The organism is Streptomyces caeni (genome assembly GCF_042678285.1).
In the GTDB taxonomy this organism is placed as follows: Bacteria; Actinomycetota; Actinomycetes; order Streptomycetales; family Streptomycetaceae; genus Streptomyces; species Streptomyces caeni.
This window is the reverse complement of the sequence record NZ_JBHUDX010000030.1, coordinates 42,583-66,245: the sequence shown is the minus strand read 5'-3', so window position 1 is coordinate 66,245 and position 23,663 is coordinate 42,583. Positions and strand designations below refer to the sequence as shown.

General features: G+C 72.3%; 23 protein-coding genes. 2 read left to right on the top strand and 21 right to left on the bottom strand.

All coding sequences use genetic code 11. The features are described 5' to 3' along the window. Nucleotides 1-151: 151 nt before the first annotated feature. The 3 genes from ACFSL4_RS12850 to ACFSL4_RS12840 form a co-directional block, all read right to left on the bottom strand. Nucleotides 152-1,126 (bottom strand): PEP/pyruvate-binding domain-containing protein, encoded by a 975-nt coding sequence (locus ACFSL4_RS12850; RefSeq protein WP_381081783.1) that lies wholly within the window; start codon nt 1,124-1,126, stop codon nt 152-154. A 436-nt stretch (nt 1,127-1,562) separates the two neighbouring features. Beyond that, the gene (locus ACFSL4_RS12845) at nt 1,563-3,311 is read right to left on the bottom strand and encodes a PEP-utilizing enzyme (RefSeq protein WP_381081781.1); all 1,749 of its coding nucleotides are present in this window, start codon (nt 3,309-3,311) and stop codon (nt 1,563-1,565) included. Further along, nucleotides 3,296-4,135, bottom strand: a complete 840-nt coding sequence (locus ACFSL4_RS12840) for an IclR family transcriptional regulator (protein ID WP_381081778.1) — start codon at nt 4,133-4,135, stop codon at nt 3,296-3,298. Before ACFSL4_RS12840 ends, ACFSL4_RS12845 begins: the two co-directional genes overlap by 16 nt. Before the next feature lie 70 nt (nt 4,136-4,205). Here ACFSL4_RS12840 and ACFSL4_RS12835 point away from each other — a divergent pair, with 70 nt between their 5' ends. Continuing rightward, nucleotides 4,206-5,006: an IclR family transcriptional regulator gene (locus tag ACFSL4_RS12835; protein WP_381081775.1), complete on the top strand. Its 801-nt coding sequence runs from the start codon at nt 4,206-4,208 to the stop codon at nt 5,004-5,006. Between the two features lie 1,451 nt (nt 5,007-6,457). On the opposite strand, the gene ACFSL4_RS12830 is transcribed toward ACFSL4_RS12835, so the two are convergent. The 12 genes from ACFSL4_RS12830 to ACFSL4_RS12775 form a co-directional block, all read right to left on the bottom strand. Further along, nucleotides 6,458-7,519: an NADH:ubiquinone reductase (Na(+)-transporting) subunit F gene (locus ACFSL4_RS12830; RefSeq protein WP_381081772.1), complete on the bottom strand. Its 1,062-nt coding sequence runs from the start codon at nt 7,517-7,519 to the stop codon at nt 6,458-6,460. A gap of 90 nt (nt 7,520-7,609) precedes the next feature. Beyond that, nucleotides 7,610-8,524 carry a catechol 2,3-dioxygenase gene (locus ACFSL4_RS12825; RefSeq protein WP_381081770.1) on the bottom strand — a complete coding sequence of 305 codons (915 nt, stop codon included), beginning with the start codon at nt 8,522-8,524 and terminating at the stop codon, nt 7,610-7,612. A 9-nt stretch (nt 8,525-8,533) separates the two neighbouring features. Continuing rightward, nucleotides 8,534-8,887 carry a 2Fe-2S iron-sulfur cluster-binding protein gene (locus tag ACFSL4_RS12820; protein WP_381081767.1) on the bottom strand — a complete coding sequence of 118 codons (354 nt, stop codon included), beginning with the start codon at nt 8,885-8,887 and terminating at the stop codon, nt 8,534-8,536. Nucleotides 8,888-8,897: 10 nt separating this feature from the next. Then, complete coding sequence (locus ACFSL4_RS12815; RefSeq protein WP_381081765.1) at nt 8,898-9,218, bottom strand: phenol hydroxylase subunit P4; 321 nt, start codon at nt 9,216-9,218, stop codon at nt 8,898-8,900. A 3-nt stretch (nt 9,219-9,221) separates the two neighbouring features. Continuing rightward, nucleotides 9,222-10,739, bottom strand: a complete 1,518-nt coding sequence (locus tag ACFSL4_RS12810; RefSeq protein ID WP_381081762.1) for a YHS domain-containing protein — start codon at nt 10,737-10,739, stop codon at nt 9,222-9,224. A 13-nt stretch (nt 10,740-10,752) separates the two neighbouring features. After that, a complete protein-coding gene (locus ACFSL4_RS12805) occupies nt 10,753-11,103 on the bottom strand; it encodes an MmoB/DmpM family protein (RefSeq protein WP_381081760.1) in 351 nt (116 codons plus the stop codon). Further along, nucleotides 11,100-12,125, bottom strand: coding sequence for a ferritin family protein (locus ACFSL4_RS12800; protein WP_381081758.1), 1,026 nt, complete (start codon nt 12,123-12,125; stop codon nt 11,100-11,102). The genes ACFSL4_RS12805 and ACFSL4_RS12800 overlap by 4 nt, the downstream gene beginning before the upstream one ends. An 85-nt stretch (nt 12,126-12,210) precedes the next feature. Further along, nucleotides 12,211-12,639, bottom strand: a complete 429-nt coding sequence (locus tag ACFSL4_RS12795) for a hypothetical protein (RefSeq protein WP_381081756.1) — start codon at nt 12,637-12,639, stop codon at nt 12,211-12,213. Between the two features lie 215 nt (nt 12,640-12,854). Then, nucleotides 12,855-13,688 carry an alpha/beta fold hydrolase gene (locus ACFSL4_RS12790; protein WP_381081753.1) on the bottom strand — a complete coding sequence of 278 codons (834 nt, stop codon included), beginning with the start codon at nt 13,686-13,688 and terminating at the stop codon, nt 12,855-12,857. 281 nt (nt 13,689-13,969) lie between these two features. Next, on the bottom strand, nt 13,970-15,004 hold the full coding sequence (dmpG, locus tag ACFSL4_RS12785) for a 4-hydroxy-2-oxovalerate aldolase (protein ID WP_381081750.1): 1,035 nt from the start codon (nt 15,002-15,004) through the stop codon (nt 13,970-13,972). Continuing rightward, entirely contained in the window at nt 15,001-15,945 is a 945-nt protein-coding gene (locus ACFSL4_RS12780; RefSeq protein WP_381082147.1) for an acetaldehyde dehydrogenase (acetylating), read from the bottom strand. The genes dmpG and ACFSL4_RS12780 overlap by 4 nt, the downstream gene beginning before the upstream one ends. Nucleotides 15,946-15,962: 17 nt before the next feature. Beyond that, entirely contained in the window at nt 15,963-16,811 is an 849-nt protein-coding gene (locus ACFSL4_RS12775) for a 2-keto-4-pentenoate hydratase (protein ID WP_381081748.1), read from the bottom strand. 120 nt (nt 16,812-16,931) lie between these two features. Here ACFSL4_RS12775 and ACFSL4_RS12770 point away from each other — a divergent pair, with 120 nt between their 5' ends. Then, nucleotides 16,932-17,657, top strand: a complete 726-nt coding sequence (locus tag ACFSL4_RS12770) for an IclR family transcriptional regulator (RefSeq protein WP_381082145.1) — start codon at nt 16,932-16,934, stop codon at nt 17,655-17,657. A 108-nt stretch (nt 17,658-17,765) separates the two neighbouring features. Here the strand turns inward: ACFSL4_RS12770 and ACFSL4_RS12765 are convergent, their stop codons facing one another. From ACFSL4_RS12765 to ACFSL4_RS12740, 6 genes are all read right to left on the bottom strand, one after another. Beyond that, entirely contained in the window at nt 17,766-18,266 is a 501-nt protein-coding gene (locus tag ACFSL4_RS12765; protein WP_381081745.1) for an RNA polymerase sigma factor, read from the bottom strand. Nucleotides 18,267-18,694: 428 nt separating this feature from the next. Next, the gene (locus tag ACFSL4_RS12760; protein WP_381081743.1) at nt 18,695-19,567 is read right to left on the bottom strand and encodes a polysaccharide deacetylase family protein; all 873 of its coding nucleotides are present in this window, start codon (nt 19,565-19,567) and stop codon (nt 18,695-18,697) included. Then, the gene (gene speB, locus ACFSL4_RS12755; RefSeq protein ID WP_381081741.1) at nt 19,564-20,517 is read right to left on the bottom strand and encodes an agmatinase; all 954 of its coding nucleotides are present in this window, start codon (nt 20,515-20,517) and stop codon (nt 19,564-19,566) included. Before speB ends, ACFSL4_RS12760 begins: the two co-directional genes overlap by 4 nt. Further along, a complete protein-coding gene (locus ACFSL4_RS12750) occupies nt 20,514-21,365 on the bottom strand; it encodes an SDR family NAD(P)-dependent oxidoreductase (RefSeq protein WP_381081739.1) in 852 nt (283 codons plus the stop codon). The genes speB and ACFSL4_RS12750 overlap by 4 nt, the downstream gene beginning before the upstream one ends. Further along, the gene (locus ACFSL4_RS12745; protein ID WP_381081736.1) at nt 21,365-22,090 is read right to left on the bottom strand and encodes an SDR family NAD(P)-dependent oxidoreductase; all 726 of its coding nucleotides are present in this window, start codon (nt 22,088-22,090) and stop codon (nt 21,365-21,367) included. Before ACFSL4_RS12745 ends, ACFSL4_RS12750 begins: the two co-directional genes overlap by 1 nt. Next, complete coding sequence (locus ACFSL4_RS12740) at nt 22,087-23,631, bottom strand: amino acid permease (RefSeq protein WP_381081734.1); 1,545 nt, start codon at nt 23,629-23,631, stop codon at nt 22,087-22,089. The genes ACFSL4_RS12745 and ACFSL4_RS12740 overlap by 4 nt, the downstream gene beginning before the upstream one ends. Nucleotides 23,632-23,663: the final 32 nt, after the last annotated feature.

Below are 23,663 nucleotides of genomic sequence, written 5' to 3'. Positions count from 1 at the left end.
CCGCGGCGGTACGGGGCGCGGTGCAGCGGTGCACTCCGGTGGGGTGCCGGTGCGGTTCGATGCGGTGCGCCTGCCGACTGACGCTATGGGGGCGCGGCGGGCGGCGCCCTTCACGTTCCGTGGTCCGGAACGTTCGCGGGAATGGGGTGGATCACAGGTCGCAGAGGAAGGCGGCCGGGTCCCAGCGGGTGTCGTCGTTCCTCGGGGCGGTGCCGGTCACCGGGCGGGCCTGGAGCAGCCACACCCGGCCCTCGGGGTCGATGGCCCATTCGATGTCCACCGGGTGGCCGAGCACCTCCTCGGCGCGGTACACCGTCTCGGCCACGCGGGTGAGGTCCTGGCCGGACAGCAGTGGTCCGCGGCGGGCGGGGATGCCGGGAGCGGCGGGGTCGTGCCGGAGCACCCGGCCGTCGGTGCGGGCGACCTCGGCCCGTTCCGGTGCCGGTCCGCCCGCCACGGCGCCGCCGACGCCGGGGGCGGCCTCCACCACCGCCCGGTCCCGGCGGCCGGTGACCGGATGCATCGAGAAGGCCACCCCGGAAACGCGGGCGGGCACCATTTCCATGACGCCGACCCCCATCGCCAGGGCGTCGACCGGCAGGCCGGCGTGCATCCGGTAGGCGAGGGACCGGTGGGTGAACAGGCTCGCCCAGCAGCCCTGGACCGCGGCCACCACGGCGTCGGAACCGCGGACGCCGAGGAAACTCTCGAACATCCCGGCGAAGCTGTGGTCCGTGCCGTCCTCCGCGACCGCGGAGCTGCGGACGGCGACGGGGCCGCCGCGGCGGAGGGCGAGGGAGGAGAGCGCCCGGACGATCCCGGCGCGCAGGGGCCGCGCCACCGGGGTCTCGCGCAGCAGCCGGCGCAGTCCGGCGGAGGCGTCGGCGAGGGCGGTGTGGTCCAGCGGGTCCGGTACGGCGCCGAGGTGCTCGGGGAGCACGGCTGCCAGGCCGGAGGCCGCCCTGTGGCGGTGGAACGCGTCGGCGGTGACCGCGAACCCGTCGGGCACCCGCAGCCCGGCCCGGGCCAGCAGGGCGAGGCGGGCGAGTTTGGCCCCGGCGACGGCCGCCCCGTCGGGACCGGCCAGGCGGTCGAGCGGGACCACGCAACGGCTCTCGGCACTCATCGGACCCCCCGTCTCCTCTCCCCGGTCATCGCCCTCCGGCAACCGCCGAACACCGCCACGGCCGCGTGCCGGCTGCCGCACGTCGCCGTCGCCGCACGCCGGCCGCCCCTCGTCACCGTCGTCGCCGGCCGCCGGGCGCTACCGGGCACCGCTGTCACCACACCCCGGCAACCACCGAACACCACCACCACCGCCACACGCCGACCGCCACACGCCACCGCCGTCGCCGCACGCCGACCGCCGCACGTCACCGCCGTCGCCGACCGCCGGGCGCTGCCGGGCACCGTGGTCGGGCTTCCCTCCGCCGTGGCGCGCGGAACGCCGGCCGAGGGGGTGCCGTTCGGGCCGCCACCTCCGCCCCGAGGCGGCGGCAAGCCGTGTGGGCAGAGGCCGGCGGCGGCACCGGCCCGGGGTTCCGGAACCCTCGACGCGGTCGTCATCGGCGCAGGACCCGGACGGTGCCGTGGGTGCCGTCGACCTCGACTTCGTCTCCGTCGCGGATGGCGTGGGTGGCCGTGCCGACCGCGGTGACGGTGGGGACGCCGTACTCGCGTCCGACGATCGCCGCGTGGGAGAGGATTCCGCCCGCGTCGCACACGCAGGCCGCGATCACCGCGAAGGCAGGAGTCCAGTTGGGCGAGGTCGACTCGCAGACCAGGACGTCCCCCGGCCTGAGCCGGTGCAGCGCTTCCGCATCGGTGAGCACCCGTGCCCTGCCCCGGGCGGTGCCGCGCGCCGCGGGCACCCCGGTGAGCCGGCTGACGGTGCGCGTGGCGGCCGCCCGGATGTTGCCGAGGAAGGTGCGGTCGATCCCGAAGACCTCGGCCAGCACCGGGTCGTGGGCGTCCTCGTCGGGCACCGTGCCCAGCGCCTTCGGCAGCGAGGACCGCCGGGCCCGCCACCGCTCGAAGTAGTCCCGCCGCTCCCCCACCAGCCCGCGCAGCGCCGGGTACGCGGAGCGCCCCTCGGCGACCGCGACCAGCTCGGGCCAGAACAGGAACATGGCGTCGTCACGGCGGTCCGCCCCCGCCCGCTCGGCGATCTCCAGGCTCGCCCGGCGCAGCGGCAGCGCGACCCGCAGATCGATCGAGACATTGTGGTCGTCCTGCCACTTCGGCAGGTTCGCCGCCCGGCAGGAGGCGAGGGCCGAGTCGAACACCCGCTGCTCCCGGCCGGTGAGACGGCCCCGCACCTCGTCGGCGGCGGCGTCGCGCTGCTCCCGGGCCCGGGTCAGCTCGGCGTCGAAGTCGTGCTCGGCGGGCAGCTGGAGAAAAGAGGCGATCATCCCCAGGGCCGGGGAGGGATCCTCCAGCCAACTGGGCAGCGCGACGTCCGAGGTGCCCTCGGTGCGGTGGCCGTACACCTGCAGGAAGTCGCCGAACCGGCTGGCCCACCGCGCCTGCGCTCCCCCGGCCGCGGCCAGGCCGGCCAGCACCCGGTCGCCGGGAGCGGCGGTGAGACGGGCGGCTGCCAGCCCCGCACGCCGGGCGGCCCCGGCCAGCTCCCACAGCGCCCGGTCGGTCTCCATCACCTTGGTGTGCTCGCCCTGGAGCAGCACACCGACCAGCGCCGGGTCCACGCCCAGTGAGTCGCACAGGCGGCGGAAGGCGACATGGTTGGCCAGCAGCGGGTACATGACCTCGAAGTGGATCTCGAAGGCGCGGCGGTGGAAGCGCCGTGCCTCCCCGAGGTGGCCGACGAGCTCCGCGGTGTCCAGCCGGGCCGGGTCGATCGACCGCAGCCGCTGCCACCACTGGTCGATCTCGTCTTCGCGAGCCGCCCAGATCCCCGGGAACTCGTCCAGGAACCGGTTCAGACCTGCGCGCAGCCGGGTCGCCCGGGCCCGGCGCTCGAACTCGGAGGGCACCTGGATCGCCGAGGCGTAGGTGTGGGTGCCGACGAGGCGCTGGGTGATCCCGCGGCTGCCGGGCAGCGGCAGGCACTCCGCGGCCAGCTGGGAGGCCCAGCTGTAGCCGTCCTGGTTGGCCAGCAGGCCGAGCGGGGTCAGGCCGCGCGGCCAGTGGAAGTCCAGGAACCAGAAGCGGGACTCGTCCTCCTTGCCGAAGGGCCGGAACGGCTCCACCGCGTAGGCCGACTCGGCGTACTCCGGGCGGAAGCCCGGGTAGCACTCCGTGTCGGCGAACTCGGCCGTGCTGTCCGTGGGCGTGCTCAGGCTCCCAGGCACTGGGCGACCTTGCGGGCGGCGATGGTCACCAGCTGGGCCTGGCGGCCCAGGTCCCTGGCGATCTCGGCCGCCGGGCCGACCAGGGAGATGGCGGCCCGGGACCCACCGGAGCGGTCCAGCACCGGGGCGGCCACGGAGGCGGCGCCGTCCTTGGCCTCGCCGAGGTTGGTGGCGAAGCCGGTACGGCGGACCTGGGCCAGCGCCCGGTCGAACTCCTCCGCGCTGCGGATGGTGCGCTCGGTGCAGGCGGGGAAGCCGGCCGCCTTCCGGGCCGCCGCCAACCGGGGGTCGAAGGCCGCGATCACCTTGCCGGAGCTGGTGGCGTGCACCGGCCAGCGGCGGCGGACGCGGGCCATCAGCGGGATCGCCCGGATGCTTTCCAGCCGTTCGATCTGGAGCACGTCGACCCCGTCGGCGATGGAGAGGTGCACGGTGCATCCGCTGACCTCGCGCAGCTCCTCCAACATGGGGAAGGCGGTCCGGCGCAGTTCCACCCGGCTGTGCGCGATCTGGCCCAGTTCGACCAGGTGGAGGCCGAGCCGGTACTGCCGGGTGGCGGGATCCTTCTCGGTCAGTCCGCGAGCGCACAGCGCGCTCAGCAGCCGGTGCGCGGTGCTCTTGGCCACACCCAGGCGGCGGGCGACGTCGCTGACGCCCAGCTGCTCCTCCAGCGCGAAACACTCCAGTACGTCGAGGGCCGCGCCCACCGACCTCAGGCCACCGTCCTTCAGAGCTCCGTCGGAGCCTTCGGGGCCTTCGGGGCGTTCCCCCACGGTCCTCGCCGGGCCCCGGGCGGACAGAGCCGGTCCGGTGATCGCAATCATAGGGGGACCTCCACATTGAGAGCCGCGCAGTGCCTGGACTGTGACTCAAATGTCCCTAACAATGCAACTGATGTTTCCCATTGAGCGGGACGGTCCCGCACCCTCCGTACTGGCCCGTGCCGTGTCGGTGCTCGACGCCTTCTCGCCGGCCGACACGACGGTCTCCGTCTCGGAGCTGGGGCGTCGCACCGGGCTGGCCAAGTCGACCGTGCACCGGCTGGCCGGGGAGCTGTGCCGGCTCGGTCTGCTGGAGCAGACGCCGAAGGGGCTGCGGCTGGGGCTGCGCCTGTTCGAACTCGGCCAGTTGGTGCCCCGGCAGCGCGATGTGCGGGAGGCGGCGCTGCCGCTGATGGAGGACCTGCGCGAGGTCAGCCGCGCCACGGTGCACCTCGCGGTGCGGGAGGGGGTGGAGGTGGTCTACGTCGAGATCCTGGGCGGCAAGGCGTCCCCCAACCTGCCCTCGCGGGTCGGCGGGCGGATGCCCGCCCATGCCACCGGCGTCGGCAAGGCGATGCTGGCCTTCTCTCCGCCCGAGGTGACGGCCGAGCGGATCAAGGCGGGTCTGCCACCGTGCAGCCCGTTCACCATCGTCGCTCCCGGGTCCCTGCTGCGGGAGCTGGAGCACGTCCGCCGGACCGGGATCGCCTACGACCGGGAGGAGTCGGGCGTCGGCACGGTCTGTGCCGCGGCGCCGGTGCTGGGCGCGGGCGGGCTCCCGGTCGCGGCCCTGTCGGTGACCGGCCGGAGCACTCAGCTGGACATCGAGCGGATGGGACCCGCGGTACGGACCACCGCGCTGGCCCTCGGGCGTCAGCTGGTGGCCAAGGGCAGGACCGGAAAGGCGCCCGCCACCCGCAGACAGCCCGCATGACGGGTGTGTCTGACCCTCTCTGGTGAGGCCCGCGAAGGAGGACCCCGGCGACGCGCCCTCGAGCGGGCCCGCGGCCCGCCGCCCACCGGGGACCGAGGGTGTCGCGTCCACGGACGGGGAACGCGTCATCCGCCGGGCTCGAAGGGCTCGTTCGGCATCTCTGCGGGTTCCCGCTCCAGCTCGTCGGCCTCCTTGCCCAGGGCCGTGGCGGTGGCCCCGGCCGCAGTGCGGATCCTGTCGCGGGCCGCGAGGCCGAGCGCAGCGGCTCCGGCGGCGTACGCAGGTCAGCACTGCCTAGGCCCTGCCTCTCGGCAGAACCGATTCGGCCGCCCGCAGCAGCGTCTCGTGCGCGGTCCAGAGAGCGAGCACGCCACACGTGCCCGCCCGCGGGCGGATATGCGCCGTGCGGCACGCGGAAGTACGGGGCGGAGCAGGCGGCATCCCCGCGTACCCCGTCAGCCGGTGCGCGGGCGAGGCGGCGGTTCCGCTCTCCCGCGCGGGCACCGGGTCGAACGGCTTGCCGGTTGTCAACGGCGACCGGGTGCCCTCGCCGTGCGGGGTCGGCGAGCGCGCAGAAGCCGGGCGAGGCGCACCCGGCCTCCCGCGTCGCGGAGGCTGTGCCGGCGCTCCCCGGCCAAGACCTGCGGGCCCGCCCGGACGACGAAGAGGATCATCAGTGCGGGAACGAGGAGAACAAGGAGGATCACGGCACGTCCCGTTGGTCGGCGGCAACTGGTGGGGGCGTTGTCAGGATGCGCCCACGGGCCGGACCGCGCATGTCGTCGGGGTGGCCGGAGCAGGCCGACCGCACAAGATCACCCCTACGGCCGATCAACGAGGTGGAGGCCACCGCGCGGGCATGGGGCCCCTGGGATCGCCTGCGCGACCTTGTGGCACACCGCGGCCGCCGGTGACCGGTCGTGCGGGGTGCCTCACGGGAGGAGCGGCCCGATTCACGGGGACGGTCGGCCGGAGAGTGCCACGACGCGGGAGACTCCGAGGACCTTGCCGCGCGCATCCGGCGCCTGCGCTGCGAAGCACGGTCCGGGGGCGTTCGTGGTGATGGCTGTCTCGAACCCGGACCGGGCGACGTGTGCGGCGACGGCGGACAGGCAATCGGGGTCGGGTCCGGCGAGTACCCGCCATGCCCCGGTCTGCGTCGAGCCGTTCCAGGATGCGTAGACGACACGGCTCCCGCCGTTCGATCGTGCCGCCGCTTCCTTTTCTCGGCGTCCGACGGGCCCACGACACACGCGTCACCATTGCCGGCCTCCTTGTCACCCGGCAGCACAACCGGCGTATCGCAGCCCTGGTCACCGCCGGTGTCCTCCCCGGCGACCGCAGTGCCCGGTCCACGGGCCGCTCGCCCTTCCCCCACCTCCCCCGGCTGCTGCCGCGGCCCCGCACCTGCGCCGCCGAGAATGTCTTCCAGACTGCTCAGCTCCCGTGTCTCACCTCTTGATCAGGGGCGAGCGGACGGCACCCGCCGCCCTGTCGCCCTCGCTGAAGAAGTCCTCCCGGTAGATGTCGCGGGGGAAGAGCCTCTTGCTCATCAGCGTCTTCAGGGCGGCCTCCACCATCGGCGGCGGACCGCAGACATAGCCGACGTGGCCGCGCAGCGAGGCGTGGTCGGCAGCGAGGACGTCGGTGACCAGACCGGTGGCGAAGCCCTCGGCCTCCTCCTCGGACAGACAGGGCCGGTAGCGGAAGCGGTCGGGGTGGCGCTCCTGAAGGCCGCGGAAGAAGTCGACGTCGTAGAGCCACCGCCGGGTGCGGGCGCCCTGGTAGAGGGTGAGGTGGGCGCGGTGGGCGTCGTTCTCCAGGGCGTCCAGGATCATCGCCTTGATCGGCGCCAGACCGGTTCCTCCGGCGACCATCACCGCGGGCTCGTCACGCGAGGTGCGCAGCACGAAGCGCCCGTACGGTCCGGAGAGCGGGATCCGGTCGCCGACGCGCAGGGTGCTGAAGATCCAGCCGTCGGTGGCGGCGCCGCCCGGCGTGCGCCGGATGTGGAACTCCAGGGTGCGCGGCCGGGACGGCGGGTTGGCGATCGAGTAGGTGCGGTCCACTCCGCTGCCGGGCACGGTGAACCTCAGGTACTGCCCGGGGTTGAAGGCGAGGTCGCGGTCGAGTTCGACGATCAGCCGCAGGGTGTCGAGGGCGATCTCCTCGACCGCGGCGACCGTGCCGGTGAAGTCGGTCACCGGATGGACCGGGACGTCCTCGTCCACGTCGACGTCCGCCTCGATCACCACGTCGGACCGCGGTCGGGCGCAGCAGGTGAGGGTCTTGCCCTCGTCGCGTTCGAAGTCCATCAGGGCGAACGCGGACGCGTCGCCGTGGTCCACCTCGCCGTCGAGGATCTCCGACTTGCAGGTGGCGCAGGTGCCGTGGGTGCAGGAGTGGGGCAGCCAGACGCCGGCCCGCAGGCAGGCGTCCAGGATGGTCTGGTCCTCCCGGCACTCGACTTCGCGCCCGATCGGTTCCACGGTGATGCGGTGGGTCTGGGTCATGCAAACAACTCCGGGCTGGGATGGGGGGCCGTGCGCCCGCGTGGGCGCGGACGCACGGCTGCGCTTGCTGGGGCCTGTGCCGGGGTGGCCTCAGGTGAGGACGCTGGTGAAGCGCTCGTTCAGTTCCCGCCCGACGTAGAAGATGCCCTTGGCGAGCTGGTCGGGGGTCCAGGTCACGCAGGGACGGTCAGGGTAGGACCGGTAGCCGCCGGCGAAGACCTCGTTGCGGTTGCCCGAGGGGTCGAAGAAGTAGATCGTCTTGCCCCGGGTGATGCCGTGATGGGTCGGGCCGACGTCGACCGAGACGTCGTCCATGGCGAACAGGTCACCGGCGTGCAGCACATCGGCCCAGTCGCCGAGTTCGAAGGCGAAGTGGTGCAGTTTGCCCTGCGGGCCCTTGATCACGGCGATGTCGTGGACCTTCTGGCCCGCGCTCATCCAGGTGCCGATGTACTCGGCGTCGTCGTCGAGCGAGGTGGCCACCCGCTCCGTGGTGTAGAAGTCCAGCACCTCCGCGAAGAAGCGGTCCATCAGGTTGACGTCCTCGGCGGTGATCAGCGCGTGGTCGATGTTGGGCACGCCGACGCCGACCAGGTGCCGCGGGAACACCTCGGGGTTGACGGTGCCGACCTCGGTGCCGACCAGGGTCATGTCGTGGTACAGCTCCAGGACGTGCTCGGACGGCGTGAAGATCCGGATGCCGTCGCTGACCTCGGGGTTCTCACCCTTGCTCATCCGCTCCACGCGGCAGCCGAACTGCTGGGCGCGCTTCTCGAACCCGTCGAGGTCCGACGGGTCCTCGACCTTGTAGCCGAGTCTGCCCAGGCCGACCCCGCCCTCGTCGAGGACGACCGAGTGGTGGTCCCACTCGTCCCAGCCCTTGAGCAGCAGCCGGCCGGGCTCCTCCTGGACGGGGTACAGGCCCAGGGTGTCGACGTAGTGGCTCCTGGCGTCGCTGAGGTCGGTGACTCTCGCGTGGACGTATCCCAGGCGCATGACTGCCATGGCTGGCTCCTAATTCTCGGTGCCGGTCCCGCCGGCGGACGTGCTGCCCGGCCGGAAGGCCAGCAGCGGGTGGATGACGCGCAACCTGTCGTTGCGCAGGGTGATGCAGACATCGCTGGTGGGGACGGCGCGGCAGGTCAGGCAGGTGCCCGAGCCGCGCTCGGCCGCGGGCAGGACGGTGTCGGCGACGGGTTTGCGGTACTCGACGTCGCCGGCCACCAGGTCCACCTTGCAGACCCCGCACCCGCCGCGTCGGCAGCCGATCCGGTAGGCGTAGCCCGCGCGGTGGAGACCGTCGAGGACGGTCTCCCCCTCACGCAGTTCCACGACCACTCCTTCGGGCTGCACGGTCACTGTGGGCATCGGGGTGCTCTCAGCGGTGGAAGGAGACCAGGCTCTTGTGGCCCACGCCGAGGGCGTCGAGCGTCTGGTCGTCGGACGGTTCGACGGTCCTGCCGTCGACGCTCCAGTGCCAGGCGGTGGCCGGGTCGTAGTCGGGGTCGGCGGACGCCCAGGGGTCGACGACCGTGGAGCGGAACTCGGCCCAGGTCATCGCCCTGGGTGTGCGGAAACAGGCGGCGGCTCCGAACCACATGTTGTCCCGCCACCACAGGTGGACCAACTGGTCCTCGCCGTAGAGCTCCTGACGGGAGCTCGACGGGAAGTCGTACGGTGCGATCGCGCGGACCGGCATGGCTCAGCTCCCCACCGGAGCGCCGGAGTGCCAGCGCTCCCAGTTCGTGTTGTCGGCGGACCCGGTGTACTCACCGCCGTCGCCGTCCTGGATGCCGTACCAGGCGAGGACCTCCGGCACCGAGGGGCCACCGCAGTTGCCCTGGTAGATCTGGTGCACCGGCAACCATGCCTGGACGTATTTCTCGGGCTCGCGCTCGAAGACCCACTGGCAGCCGTCCGAGCAGAAGTCGAACCGCTCGCCCTTGTACTCGCTGCTGCGCTGGCAGATCGTGGTGGGATCGCCCGGCTCGGTGAACAGCATCGGGATCTGGCACACCTGGCACAGCTGGGGCAGCCCCGGGTAGAAGAAGCGCCCGCCGCCGTCCACCACCCGCTGGGCCTTGTCCCACAGCGGCTTGTAGTACTTCTCGAAGGTGTCCGGGTAGTTGGCCGCCAGCCACTGCTGGTCCTCGGCGCCCGGGACCGAGGTGGTGAACGCCGCGGCGAAGCTGAACTGGTGGAGCACCCAGTAGACCTGGTGGCTGAGCGTCTCCTTCTCGTCGATCGCCTGCTGCACGTGGCGCGGCGGGCGGATGCCGTAGAACTCCAGGTCGGGGAAGAGTCCGTTGAGCATCTGCTCCTCGAAGTAGAGCTCGAACGCCTCCTTCCAGCTCATCACCTTGCGCGGCAGCATGTAGTCGAGCATCTGGGCGATCAGCGCGGTGACGCGGTAACCGCGCCAGAACCACTTGTCGATCCAGGCCTGCACGATCGGCACGTTGGCCTCGTCCTGCTCCAGCAGGAACTTGATGGCCTCAAGACCGAGGGTCATGTGCCGGCTCTCGTCGCTCTGCGCCGAGAACCCGAAGGTCATGGTGGGCAGGTCACCGTTGAAGCTGGCGCCGGACATGAACGGTACGAACAGCAGGTTCGTCAGCAGGTACTCGAAGGAGAAACCGATGGCGATCAGGAACTCGAACGGGCCGGCGGACAGGGCGTCGTCGAAGTAGGACTTCGGGACGCTGAGGTACCACACGCGGTCGTGCATGGTGTTCCAGGAGTGGAAACCGCCGTAGTACTTGTTGTACGTCGACAGGGTGTGGATCTCGGTCTGGGTGTGCCGCAGCTCGTCGACCGACTGGCACAGGGCCGCGAACCGCGGGCCGGGGCCGTTGAGATGGCGGGCGAGGAAGGCGAAGTTGCGGTGCGCCTGGTATTCCAGCGGGGTGACTCCCTGCAGGAACAGCTTCATCGCGTTCAGGTACCTGGCGTCCGACAGGGACAGGTGCCCCTGGCTCTGCGCGGCGCCGTCGAGCACCGCGTACAGCCGCTTGTCCTTCTCGGCCTGGTACTTGTAGTAGGCGTCGACGGTGAGCCGGAAGGGGTCCTCCCACTTCGACCAGTCGTGGATCTTGATGCCCTCGAAGGCGGTGTACGGGAAGACCTTCTCAGGGTCGACGTACGAGGGCTCCCAGTCCAGGTCACGGGTCAGCGCCGAATAGCGCTGTTTCATCGACAGCTTGCGCGGGGTGACGGCCATGTCGTTGGTCTCCTCAGTGGTCCCAGGCGATGACGATCTCGTCGTCGTCCCACTCGGCGAAGTGGCCGGAGTAGGAGACGATGGCGAGCTGGAACTCGTGGGTCTCCCACGGGCGTCCCAGCCGTTCCTCGACGCTCTCCCGCGTGATCACCAGCCGTCCCGGGGACTGGATCTTCACCAGACCGGGCAGCCGGAGGACCGTGAGATCCCCGTTGACGGACTCGATCGCCTCCACGAGCGCTCGGGTGTCCTCGTTCTCCTGCAGGTCGACGCCGACGTTGCGGACCCGCCGTCCGGCGCCGGGGGCGGCCGCAGTGGGGTTCTTCGCGTCGGGGCTTCGGGTGTCGGGCCCGGTGGCGGTCATGCGTTCTGCTCCTTGATCGGCGCGCCGAGGGCGCTCAGGGCGGTCCGGACCGCGGCGGCGGCCTCGTCGACGGCGGCCCGGCAGTCGGCGTCGACCAGGCCGTCCGCCGTGGCGGCGAGGGCGCTCACCGCCTCGACCGCGGCCGGCAGCCGGTGCTCCACCGCGGCGGCCAGCGCGGCACCGTTGGCGGTGCCGTGCCCGGGGTCGGCCAGCCACGCCTTGTACAGCGCGTCGATCCAGCGGCACTGGTCGGCGAACCAGCCGTTCAGGTGCTGGGCCACCAGGCTGTAGCCGCCCGCGCCGCCCAGCAGCGCCGCCTCGTCGAGCCTGCGGTACAGCAGGGCGTAGATCAGCCGGTCGGTCAGGTCCTGGCCGATCATCGCGACGGCCCAGTCCTCCTCGACCAGCAGTTCCTCGACGTAACGGCGCAGCGGCTGCAGCGAGGGCTGGTCGAGCCAGGCCCGCTTGGCCTCCTCCAGCAGGGTGGCGGTGCCGCCGCCGAGTGCGATCCCGACCCGGCTGAGGATCTGCGCGTTGCCCACCCGGTCGAAGGCGGCGAAGGCGCAGCACTGGGCGGTGCTGGCGCCGTAGCAGAACCGGGCCGCGGCGGTGCTGACCATCTGGGCGCCGGACTCGTAGTGCCGCAGGGGCAGCACCACGTGGGCGATCAGCTCCCGCCAGGGCTCGGGCAGCCGGCCCAGCAGGTCCCGGCTCTCCAGGTACTCCAGGGTCCGGGCGAAGGCGTCGTGCAGCGAGGCGCGGGTGGTGACGTAGGGGGCGTAGTAGTACTGACGGGGGTCGGTGAAGGAGTACGGGTCGGTGAGCCGGAAGGTGCTCCAGCCCTCGTCGTAGAGCTCCTTGTCGGGCGCCCACAGCGGCCGGTAGTGGAAGTGCTCGGTGGCCTGGACGTCGATGGTGCCCTCTTCGTACCGGGATGCCGGGCGGTCGCCGTACCGGTCGATGAGGTACTGGAAGGTCTTGCGTCTCGGTTCGATGACCTGGGTACGCAGTTCGTACTGCAATGTGGTCTCCTCGGGTGCTTGCGAGGACTGTGGCCCGTGCCACAGGAAGGGGGCCAGCGCCGTTCCGCAGCCGGGAACAGGCCGGTCAGACGGTGGCGGGACGGCGGGGCACGTCCGACTCGACCAGCAGCAGAAGAAGCAGGTCGGTCAGCGCCTCGGGGCCGTCCAGCTCCCGGGGCTCGGTGGCGGCGAGTCCGTCGCCGACGAGCCGCCCGTAGGCGGTGCCGTCCGCGAACCTGGTGGACACCCGGACGCTGCGGCCCCGGTAGTGCACCGAGAACGCCAGCTCGCCGTCCGACAGTTCGTCGGTCAGCGCCAGGTGGTCGTCCGCCCCCGCCAGCACGGCGTTGGCCTCGCAGACGAGCTGTTCGGCCAGGGCCCGGACGGCCACCTGCCGGTCGGCCCCGGTTCCCGCCGACGCGGGCGCGCTGGGACGGGTCCCCGGGACGGGGCGCTCGCCGGATCCGGGGTCCTGCCCCAGGATCTCGGCGACGCGGAGCATGAATGGGGTCACGTGAACACTCCTCCTGGCCGGTCCTGCCCCGGCCTGCGGATGAGGCTGCGCCGGACCGGCCAGGGGCGCCACCGGCGTTCCTCACGCCGGAACATGCGGGGGTGCCGACGGGGCCGCGAAGCCCCGAACACGGCTGCGGGGCAGCGGCGATTCGGGGGTCTATGGATGGTGGGGACGGGAGCCCGGGGCACGCGGACCCCCGCCGCACACACCGCTCAGGAGGTCAGGAAGTCGCCCACGAGTTCGTTGAACGCGTCGGCCCACTCGATCTGTGTCCAGTGGCCGCAGTGGCCGAAGACATGCAGCTGCGCGGCGGGGATCAGCTCCAGCAGCCGCAGCGAGTTGGCCGGCGGAATGACCTGGTCCTCCCGGCCGTGGACGATCAGGGTCCGGTGCGGCAGGGCGCTGATCTCCTCGTCCGGGGTGACCAAGGCGTCGGCCCAGCGCTGCCGGGGCGCCGGGAACATCGCCGAGAACGCCTCCTGGAAGCCGGGCTGCACGCTGGCCCGGTACCTCACCTCGGCCAGTTCATCGGTCACCAGTTCCCGGGAGTGGGCGAAGATGTCGAGCAGCCGGCGCATGTTCTCGATGGACGGCTGATAGCCCCAGACCGCGTCCAGCCCCTCCCCCTCGGTGAGGTGGAAGGGAACGCCCGCGCTGCCCATCAGCACCAGGCGGTCCACCCGCTCGGGGTGCCGGGCGGCGGCCCGCAGGGCTATCGCGCCGCCGAAGCTGTTGCCGACGATCGAGGCCGAGGGCAGCTCCAGGGCGTCCAGGAAGCCCACCAGCTGGTCGACCCACAGGTCCAGGCCGTAGCTCACCCCCTCGGGACGCTCGCTGAAGCCGAACCCCGCCATGTCCGGCGCCAGCACCCGCATCCGCTCGGCCAGCGCAGGGATCGTCAGCCGCCAGTTGGCGTACGCGGTCACCCCGGGGCCCGAACCGTGCACCAGCACGACCGGGCTGCCCGTCCCCTCCTCCAGGTAGTTGGTGCGGATCCCTCCCGCGACCACGTCCGCGCCGATCTCAGGCCGCTTCTCCCTGTCCATGCACACTCCTGTCCGAGCCACAGCGGTTGTCAGCAGTCCCCGCGATCCTGCGGCCACGGCCACGGCCCCGCCCGCCGCGTTCCCCCCTCGGGAACGCGGCGGACACCGCCCTCGGTACGCGCTCTTCCCGGCGACGAGGGCGTCGCCGCGGGGCGACGGCCGCGGGCTGTGCTCCAGACCCCCGAGACGCTGCGGGAGTCCCCGCGCGGCGGGCGGACATGGTGGTGCGCAGGTGTCCTGGCCGCGGGCCGGACACCTGCGCGTGACGGAGCGTGCGGGTCTCAGTTCCCGGCGGCGGCCGCGGCGGCGAGGTCGAGGGCGATGTCGGTGATCATGTCCTCCTGACCGCCGACCATCTTCCGGCGGCCGACCTCCACCAGGATGCTGCGGGTGTCCAGGCCGTAGCGGGCGGCGGCGTTCTCGGCGTGGCGCAGGAAGCTGGAGTACACGCCGGCGTAGCCGAGGGTGAGGGTCTCGCGGTCGACGCGGACCTCGCGGTCCTGCAGCGGCCGTACGAGGTCGTCGGCGGCGTCCATCAGCGGGAAGAGGTCGCAGCCGTGGTCCCAGCCCATGAGATCGGCGACGGCGATGAACGCCTCCAGCGGGCAGTTGCCCGCGCCCGCCCCCTGGCCCGCGAGGGAGGCGTCGACCCGGGTCGCCCCGCCCTCCACGGCGACGACGGTGTTGGCGACGCCGAGGGCGAGGTTGTGGTGGGCGTGGATGCCCGTCCCGGTCGCCGGGTCCAGGACGTCGCGGTAGGCGCGGAACCGTTCGCGTACCCCGTCCATGGTGAGACGGCCGCCGGAGTCGGTGACGTAGACGCAGGTGGCGCCGTAGGACTCCATCAGCTTGGCCTGGCGGGCGAGTTCGGCCGGCTCGGCCATGTGGGACATCATCAGGAACCCGGCGACGTCCATGCCCAGCTCGCGGGCTGCGGCGATGTGCTGGGCGGAGATGTCCGCCTCGGTGCAGTGGGTGGCGATCCGCACCGAGCGGATGCCCAGGGAGTGCGCCTGCTTCAGGTCGTGGAGGGTGCCGATGCCCGGCAGCAGCAGCGTGGTGGGCACGGCGTTGCGGGCGGCGTCGGCGACCGCCTCGATCCACTCCCAGTCGGTGTGGGCGCCGATGCCGTAGGTGATGCTGGAACCGGACAGGCCGTCGCCGTGGGCTATCTCGATCGCCGCGACACCGGCCGCGTCGAGGGCGGCGGCGATGGCGCGGGCCTGCTCGACGGTGTAGCGGTGGCGGACGGCGTGCATACCGTCCCGCAGGGTCACGTCCTGGACGTACAGGGCGGGGGGCTGGCCGGCGGTCATCGGGACGCCACCTCCGGGGTGTGGTGCGTGGCCATGCGCTCCGCGGTGCGCAGCGCGGCCGAGGTCATGATGTCGAGGTTGCCGGCGTAGGACGGCAGGTAGTGCGCGGCGCCCTCGACCTCGAGGAAGACGGACACCTTGGCCGCCTGCCCGCGGGTGCCGGGGGGCAGCAGTGAGCGCAGCGGGTCGTCGTCGGCGACCCGGTCGAACTGGACCTTCTGCTTGAGCCGGTAGCCGGGCACGTAGGTCTGGACCCGGCCGACCATCTCCTCCACCGAGGCGGTCACGGCCGCGTCGTCGCAGTCGCCGACCAGGCAGTAGACGGTGTCGCGCATGATCAGCGGCGGCTCGGCGGGGTTGAGGACGATGATCGCCTTGCCGCGGGTGGCGCCACCGACCTTCTCGATGGCCGCGGAGGTGGTCTCGGTGAACTCGTCGATGTTGGCGCGGGTGCCGGGACCGGCGGAGCGCGAGGAGATGGAGGCCACGATCTCCCCGTAGTGGACGGGGGTGACCGCGCCGACGGCGGCGACGATGGGGATGGTGGCCTGGCCGCCGCAGGTGACCATGTTGACGTTGGCGGCGTCCAGGTGGGCGTCCAGGTTGACCGGCGGCACGACGTACGGGCCGATGGCGGCCGGGGTGAGGTCCACCACCCTGCGGCCGAGGGAACGCAGCACCCGGTCGTTGTGGTGGTGGGCGCCGGCGGAGGTGGCGTCGAAAACGATGGAGACGTCGGCGAACTCGTCGAGCTTCACCAGGCCGTCGACGCCCTCGTGGGTGGTGACGACCTTCAGACGACGGGCGCGGGCCAGTCCGTCGGAGTCCGGGTCGATGCCGACCATGGCGCCCATCTCCAGGACGTCGGAGGTCCGCAGCACCTTGATCATCAGGTCGGTGCCGATGTTGCCGGAACCGATCACCGCGACCTTGGTGCGCACCGGGTCGGTGGCGCTGCTCACTGCTGTTCTCCTTCTTCCGTCGCCGCCGGTTCCTCCGGGGCGAATGCGACACGTACCGAACCCAGGCCGGAGATCCGTGCCTCGAACAAGTCGCCGGGCCGGGCGTCCGCCATGGGCCCGAGGGCGCCGGTGAGCACGATGTCTCCGGCCCGCAGCGGATCGCCCGCCGCGGCGAGGGCCGACGCGAGCCAGACGGCCGCGTTGAGCGGGCCGCCGAGGCAGTCGGCCCCGGTTCCCGAGGAGACCTTCTCGCCACGGCGGGTCATCGTCATCTGCACCAGCCGCGTGTCCACGGCGGTCAGCGGCACCGGGCTGGTGCCCAGGACGAACAGACCGGAGGAGGCGTTGTCGGCGACGGTGTCGACGATCGTGATGTCCCAGCCGGCGATCCGGCTGTCCACGATCTCCAGGGCGGGCAGCGCGAAGTCCACCGCGCGCAGCACGTCGGCCACCGTGCACCGGGCGTGCGGGAGGTCGTCGCCGAGGACCAGGGCGACCTCCGCCTCCACCTTGGGCTGCAGCAGCCGACCGGCGGGCACGGTGCCGCCGTCGGGGACCGCCATGTCGGACAGCAGTGCGCCGAAGTCCGGCTGGTCGACGCCGAGTTGCCGCTGGACGGCCGGGGAGGTCAGACCGATCTTGCGGCCGACCACCCGGAGGCCCTTCGCGTCGAGGGCCCGTTCGGCGTTGAGGCGCTGCACGGCGTACGCCTCCGCGATGCCCCCGTCGGGGAGCAGGCTCCGCACCGGCGGGCACGGCACCCCGGTGCGGGCCGCACCGGCCAGGGCGTCGGCGGCCCTGACCACCGCGGCGGGCGGGGAATCGGTGGGCGGGGGTGTCGGCATGCGAGCACTCCAAGGGAAAGTACGCGGGAACGTACGAGGGTGTGACGAGGTCCGGTATAGACGCGGCCACACGACAGCGGCAATTATTGTTCCGTGACACGGAACGCCGATCAGGGCAACATGCTGGAGAAGGCAGCGGTCATCCTCGACTGCTTCCGCCCGGACGGTGGTTCGTACCGTCTGACGGAACTGGCGGAGCGTACGGGCTTGAGCAAGACCACCACGCACCGGCTGGCCGCCGATCTGGTGCGGCTGGGGTTCCTGGAACGTGACGGCGCGGCCTACCGGCTCGGCGGCAGGCTCTTCGAGCTGGGAACCCTGGTGCCCCGCCGCCAGGGACTGCGCCAGACGGCGCTCCCCTTCGTCCAGGATCTGTACGAGGCCACGCGCGAAACGGTGCACCTCGGCGTGCGGGACGACCGGCACGTCGTCTACCTGGAGCGCGTCCACGGCCACGACCCGCTGCCGCTGCCCTCCCGCGTCGGCGGCAGGCTCCCGCTCACGTGCACCGGTGTGGGCAAGGCCCTGCTGGCCTTCTCCGGCCCCGAGCTCACCGAGCAGGTGCTCGCCGAGCCGTTGCCGGGCCTCACCCCGTACTCGGCCACGGACCCCGACCGGCTGCGCACCGCCATCGAGCAGGTGCAGGTCTCCGGTCTGGCCTACGAGGAGCAGGAGGCCGCGCTCGGGGTGTGCTGCATCGCCGCGCCGGTGTTCGACGGCGGCGGCACGGCCGTCGCCGCCCTCTCGGTCGCCGTCCCGCAGGCCCGCTTCCGCCCCGCCCAACTCGCCCCGGCGGTCCGCACCGCCGCCCTCGGTCTGTCCCGGACCCTGCGGCAGGGTGGCTGACGACGGCGTGCGGACCGCCGGCCGGAGTGCGCGTCCATCCGGCCGGTGCGGACGGCCTGCCCGAGGGCGGCGGTCAGCGGCGGGTTTCCCACCACAGGACCACCAGGGTCACCGCGCCGCTGCCGAGCTTGTACGCCGCCCCGCGCAGGAACTCCCCCGGGACTCCGCGCCGCTGCCGATCCGCCCCTCGCAGCAGCCGATCGCCTCGTACAGGCCGCTGCTGGACTCCATCTTCTTCAGTTTGTCCCGCGCGGCGGCCAGCGCCTGGACGATGGGGCCGTTGATGACGAACGCGGGCGCCCGTCGCTCCCGTTCGAGCCGGTCGTGCACGGCCCGGCGCACGATGGCCCACGCGCCCTGCTCGAGGTTCCCCGTGCTCAGCAACTGCGTCCAGCCGGCGTGGATCTGCAGGAACACCTCGTGGATGACCTCTTCGGCCACGGCGCGGGTACCGAAGTGCACCTCCGCGTACGCGTGGAACACCTCCTGGTGCCCGAGGCAGAAGGCTTCGAAGTCCAGCGGGAGCTCCAGCGGCAGGTACATGGACTGGGACCGCCCGGCGCCGTACTCCGGAGGCGGGGCGCCCTCCGGGGCGTTGTAGTGACTCACGCGAGCCTCCCGTCGACTGGGGACATGACGGTGATCCTCTCCCTTGAGGGCCCGGCACAGGTCGGCGCCAACTCGCTTCTGTGGAAAGGCCGTTGGGCCTGATCCCCACCTAAGTGCCTCGCGGCCCGGATCACTCATCCCACCCCGGGAAAATCACCGACCGCCCCCGGCCGAGCACCCTGTGTATGTTTCAACAAGCAGTGCTAGTCACCTTCGGGTGCCTGCTGACCAGGCGTAACCCGGCGGAGGGAAGAGGCGAACACCTCTCCGGACCCTCATCGTGTTCTGCGTCACACCGCGGGCCACCCGCGCGCACCGTCACACACCGGCGCGCACGCCCCATCGCGCCCCCCCCGCAGGCCACCTGCCACGACCGCCGGCGCCCGGGGGAGACGTCTCCGCGTCCGTTGTCCCGGCGCCGGCCCGTGTCACAACCGCGGGTCGGGCCGGTCCACCACGCGGGGCGGCAGCGCGAGCGAGCGGGTGTGGTGGGCGATGTCGGCCAGCGGGGCGAGCCAGGTGTCGGCGCAGCCTGCCACGCGCTCCACGAGTTCCTCCAGCGCGGCGGCCCTGGACGGGCGGCCGCTCAGGAAGGGATGCGTCGTGAGGACGAAGCAGCCGCCCTCCCTTCTCATCGCCTCGAACTCCAGGGTCCAGATCTCCAGCGCCTTGCGGGGGCTCTCGATCAGCCCCGTCCCGGAGATGTCCGGCAGATAGCAGTACTGCTCCCAGTCGTCCAGTGCCCACTGGACCGGGACCTCCACGAGGGAACGGCCGCCGGGGACGGCCAGTTCGTAGGGCGTGTCGGCGTCCATGAGGCTGCTGTCGTAGAGGAAACCGCGGTCCGCGAGCAGGCCGGGCGACCGGTGGGTGAGTTCCCACATGGGCGCCCGGTAGCCGACGGGCCGTACCCCTGCGACCTCTTCGAGCGCGTCCAGCCCCTTGTCCAGGAAGGACGCCTCGGTCGCGGTGTCCGTACCGGTGAGCGGTTCGTGCAGATAGCCGTGGTGGGCGATCTCGTGTCCCGCCGCGGCGATGGCACGCACACTGCCGGGGTGGCGGCGCGCGGTCCACCCGGGGACGAAGAACGTGGCCCGGACACCGTGCCGTTCCAGCATGCGCAGCAGACGGGGCACGCCGACCAGCGGGCCGTACGACTGATGGCTCATCAGCGACATCCGGTCGGCCGCCTGCGGGTGCGTGCTCAGCACGGCCGATTCGGCGTCCACGTCGAAGGTGAACGAGGCGGCGGCCCGTTTGCCCGCGGGCCAGCTGACCGGCGGCGCGGGGCTGGGGCTCACGCGCCGGCCCCGGGGCGAAGTGCGGCCAGGGAGACGAACTCATAGGCGAGGTTGGCGGCGGCGACGCAGGTGATGTCGGCGTGATCGTAGGCGGGTGAGACCTCCACGACGTCGGCGCCCACCAGGTTCAGCCCGCGCAGGCCGCGGAGAATGCCGAGGAGTTCGCGGCTGGTCAGCCCGCCGGCCTCCGGGGTGCCGGTGGCGGGGGCGTGGGCCGGGTCGAGTACGTCGATGTCGACGGAGACGTACAGCGGCGCGTCGCCGATCCGCTCGCGCAGCAGTGCCACGACGTCGGCGACGGTGAGGCGTTCGAAGTCGGCGCAGTGCACGATGGTGAAGCCGAGTTCGGCGTCGTCCGAGAGGTCCTGGGGGTCGTAGAGCGAGCCCCGGATGCCGACGTGGGCGCTGGACCCCGGCAGGAACAGCCCCTCCTCCGCGGCGCGGCGGAAGGGGGTGCCGTGCGTCAGGGGGGCGTCGTAATAGGTGTCCCAGGTGTCGAGGTGGGCGTCGAAGTGCACCAGGGCCACCGGGCCGTGGACCCGGTTCATGGCCTTGAGCAGCGGATAGGCGATCGTGTGGTCACCGCCGAGGGTCACCAGCCGGGCACCGTCCCTGATCAGCGCGTGGGCGCCGTCCTCGATCTCCTTGGAGGCGGTGGCGATGTCGTACGGGTTGCAGGGCAGGTCGCCTGCGTCGACGACCTGCTGCCGGCCGAAGGGCAGCACGTCGAGCGCGGGGTTGTAGGGCCGCAGCAGGCGTGACGCCTGGCGGATGTAGGAGGGGCCGAAGCGGGCGCCCGGCCGGAAGGTGACGCCGGCGTCGAAGGGGACGCCGGCGACGGCCACGTCGTAGCCGTCGACGTCCTCCAGCCGGGGCAGCCGGGCGAAGGTGGTCAGGCCCGCGTAACGGGGGCTGGTCTGGCCGTCGGTCTGGCCGACGGGCGGGGTCATGCGCGGCACCGGGTGGTTCCTCCGTTGATCTGCAGTGTCTGGCCCACCAGTGAGCCGATACGAAAGTCGGTCAGAAGAGCGACGGCCGCCGCGATCTCCTCCGGGCGCCCGATCCTGCCCAGCGGGATGCCGGCGGCGTAGGAGCGGCGCATCTCGTCCAGTGACAGGCCGGCCGCTTCGGCGTCCACGCGCAGTTGCGGGGTGTCGGTGACACCCGGGGCCACGGCATTGACCAGGATGCCCTGGGGGGCCAGTTCACGGCCGAGGCTCTTGGTGAGGGAGATCAGCCCGGCCTTCGAGGCCGCGTAGGCGGTGGCCCCGGGCCAGCCGGTGACCCCCCACTCCGAGGACACCACCACGATGCGGCCGCGCCCGCGGCGCCGCATCCCCGGAAGCACGGCCTGGACGAGGTGGAAGGTTCCGGTCAGATTGGTGTCGACGACCTTCCACCAGTCGTCCTCGTCGTGCGTGGCGAGCTCGCCCATGGTCATGTAGGCGGCGTTGCACACCAGGACGTCGATGTCGCCGATCTCTTCGCTCAGCCGCGCCACGAGGTCCCGGACGAGTGCGCGGTCACTGACGTCGGCGGGCGCGCGCACACCGCCCACGGCGTCCGCCACCTCGTCCAGACGGGGCCCCGGAACACGGTCGTTGACGGCGACCAGGGCCCCGTCGGCGGCCAGCCGTGCCGCGATGGCACGGCCGATGCCCTGCGCCGCTCCCGTCACCAGGGCACGGGTTCCGGCGTGCGTCCGCCGGGGCTCGGCCGGCGGGGTCGCGGATGCCTGGGCCCTGCCGGACGGGGTCCGGTCGGGCGGGTTCGCCTCCTGCGGGGTCCTGGGCGGCATCAGATCACCGCTCCGCTGTTCGGGGAGAGTACTTCTCCGGTACAGAACGTGCCCTCGTCGAGCAGGAACAGGACGCAGGCCGCGATCTCCCGCGGCCGGGCGAGGCGCCGGGCGGGCAGCGTCTCCAGATAGGCGGGGGCGCGCCAGGGCGAGTCCGGGGCCAGCAGCGGCGTGTCCGTGGGACCGGGCGCGACGGCGTTGACCCGGATGCCCCGGGCGGCTGTTTCGGCGGCGAGGCTGCGCACGGTTCCGATGACGGCGCCCTTGGCCGCCGCGTAGTGGGCTCCGTCGTCGCCGCCTCCGATGGCGAGTTCGGAGGTGATGGCGACGACGGAGCCGCCCCCGCGCTCCGTCATGCCGGGCAGCAGCGCGCGTACCGGGTTGACCAGCCCCCCGAGGTGCACCCGGAGCATCCGGGTCCACTGCTCGGGTGTGATGTCGTCGACGGCCGTGGCCTCGTAGTGGCCGGCGGCGGTCACCAGGGCGTCGACCGGGCCCAGCCGGGACTCGGCCAGGCGGACCGCCTCCTTCACGGAGGCCGGGTCGGCCACGTCGGCGGTGAGCCTCAGAGCGGTGGAGTCCCCGGAGGGGCTGTGCCGGTCGAGGCCGGCGACGAGCCATCCGGCCTCCGTGAGGGTGGCCGCGCAGGCCGCTCCGATGCCGCTCGCCGCGCCGGTGACCAGCGCGGTACGGCGCCGGGGTGGTTCGAGGGGTGCTGAGATCATGGCTGCGCGGGCTCCCCGGCGACGGACGGTCCGGCGGCGACGGGGGACGCCTGCCCGGGAACCGCCGCGATGTCCGAAGCGGCGGCGAGGCGTTCGGCCAGCGGCTCCCTCATGCGGGAACGGACCGCCAGGAAGACGACCGCTCCCACGGCGGTGAGGACCCCGGTGGTGAGGACCATGCTCCAGCGCAGGTACCACTCCTGCCCCATCGACGCGCGGGGCCAGGCGATGTTGACGGTCTGGGCGATCGCCCACAGCGCGGCGAGCAGTGTGACGGGGGTGCCCCACCGGCCGAGGCTGAAGGCGCCGGGCCGCCAGGTGCCGCGCAGCCGGGCGATGAGAGCTCCCACGACGGGGATGGCGAAGGAGATCTGGAAGCCCATGGTGGTGAAGTTCACCAGCACGCCGTACAGCTCGGATCCCGCGACGAGGATCAGGACACCGGCGACCAGGGCGGTCAGCGCGATCGCGTTGACGGGCAGGCGCTCCGGGCCCGCGAGCCTGGCCAGCCGACGCGAACCGGGCAGCGCGTGGTCCCGTGCGGAGCCCCACAGGCAGCGGGAGACGGCGGCCTGCACGGCGAGGAAGCTGGAGACGAAGCCGATCACGAACATCAGCAGCAGGGGCCGTCCCACGGCCTCACCGAGATGGCTGGTCAGCGTGTACGTCACCGGGTCACCGGTCTGCTCGGCCATCACCCTGCCGAGGTCGGGGATCGACAGGATGATCGCCACGCTGGAGAACATCACCAGGGCGGCGACGGCCAGCAGGGCCAGGATGATCGCCTTGGGCACGTTGCGCTCGGGGTTCTCCACCTCCTCGGCGATCGACCCCGCCGACTCGAAGCCCACGAAAGACCAGCCGACGAAGGCGATGGCGATGAGCATGGGGCCGCCGAGCCAGGAGCCGGCGCCCTGGGTGCCGAACCCGTCGAAGAGCACGCTGACCGGATTCACCCGGTGGAAGAGGAGCAGATAGGCGCTCAGGCCCAGCGAACCGGCGATCTCGCACAGGATGCTGGCGATCACCATGACCTTCAGCACCTTGCGGCCGATCATGTTGGCCAGGCTGCCGATCGCCAGGATGGCCAGCGCCGTGCCCGCCGTCTGCGTGCGGCTGGGCGCCTCCACCCCGAGCGCCTCCAGGAGGAACCCGGAGGCGCCGTAGGCGAGGGTCGACAGGGCGATGGTCAGTCCCCAGGCATAGGCCCACGCGGCCGCCCACCCCCAGGACGCGCCCCGCACATGCCGCGCCCACTGGTACACGCTGCCGGCGAAGGGCCAGCGGGAGGCCATCTCCCCGAAGACCAGGGCGATCAGCAGTTGGCCCGCCAGGACGATAGGGAACGCCCAGAAGAACGCCGGGCCCGCGGTGAACAGGCCGAGGGTGAAGATCGCGTACAGGGCGACGATCGGCGACACGTCGGCGAAGGCCAGCGAGAACGCGGAACGGAAACTGAATCCACGGTTGAGCCGCTGTTCTCCTGCGCCGGGCGCCGGGGCGCCGTCGGCGCCCGCCACCGCTGGTGGTCTGTTGCTCATCTGGTCGCTCCTCGTGTCGTCACTGGTCCTCG

Bases quoted from the DNA above. Each gene is read 5' to 3' on its own strand.
- ACFSL4_RS12850 (WP_381081783.1), bottom strand. From the start codon at position 1,126: ATGAGTGCCGAGAGCCGTTGCGTGGTCCCGCTCGACCGCCTGGCCGGT.
- ACFSL4_RS12840 (WP_381081778.1), bottom strand. From the start codon at position 4,135: ATGATTGCGATCACCGGACCGGCTCTGTCCGCCCGGGGCCCGGCGAGG.
- ACFSL4_RS12835 (WP_381081775.1), top strand. From the start codon at position 4,206: ATGTTTCCCATTGAGCGGGACGGTCCCGCACCCTCCGTACTGGCCCGT.
- ACFSL4_RS12830 (WP_381081772.1), bottom strand. From the start codon at position 7,519: ATGACCCAGACCCACCGCATCACCGTGGAACCGATCGGGCGCGAAGTC.
- ACFSL4_RS12825 (WP_381081770.1), bottom strand. From the start codon at position 8,524: ATGGCAGTCATGCGCCTGGGATACGTCCACGCGAGAGTCACCGACCTC.
- ACFSL4_RS12820 (WP_381081767.1), bottom strand. From the start codon at position 8,887: ATGCCCACAGTGACCGTGCAGCCCGAAGGAGTGGTCGTGGAACTGCGT.
- ACFSL4_RS12815 (WP_381081765.1), bottom strand. From the start codon at position 9,218: ATGCCGGTCCGCGCGATCGCACCGTACGACTTCCCGTCGAGCTCCCGT.
- ACFSL4_RS12810 (WP_381081762.1), bottom strand. From the start codon at position 10,739: ATGGCCGTCACCCCGCGCAAGCTGTCGATGAAACAGCGCTATTCGGCG.
- ACFSL4_RS12805 (WP_381081760.1), bottom strand. From the start codon at position 11,103: ATGACCGCCACCGGGCCCGACACCCGAAGCCCCGACGCGAAGAACCCC.
- ACFSL4_RS12790 (WP_381081753.1), bottom strand. From the start codon at position 13,688: ATGGACAGGGAGAAGCGGCCTGAGATCGGCGCGGACGTGGTCGCGGGA.
- dmpG (WP_381081750.1), bottom strand. From the start codon at position 15,004: ATGACCGCCGGCCAGCCCCCCGCCCTGTACGTCCAGGACGTGACCCTG.
- ACFSL4_RS12775 (WP_381081748.1), bottom strand. From the start codon at position 16,811: ATGCCGACACCCCCGCCCACCGATTCCCCGCCCGCCGCGGTGGTCAGG.
- ACFSL4_RS12770 (WP_381082145.1), top strand. From the start codon at position 16,932: ATGCTGGAGAAGGCAGCGGTCATCCTCGACTGCTTCCGCCCGGACGGT.
- speB (WP_381081741.1), bottom strand. From the start codon at position 20,517: ATGACCCCGCCCGTCGGCCAGACCGACGGCCAGACCAGCCCCCGTTAC.
- ACFSL4_RS12750 (WP_381081739.1), bottom strand. From the start codon at position 21,365: ATGCCGCCCAGGACCCCGCAGGAGGCGAACCCGCCCGACCGGACCCCG.
- ACFSL4_RS12745 (WP_381081736.1), bottom strand. From the start codon at position 22,090: ATGATCTCAGCACCCCTCGAACCACCCCGGCGCCGTACCGCGCTGGTC.
- ACFSL4_RS12740 (WP_381081734.1), bottom strand. From the start codon at position 23,631: ATGAGCAACAGACCACCAGCGGTGGCGGGCGCCGACGGCGCCCCGGCG.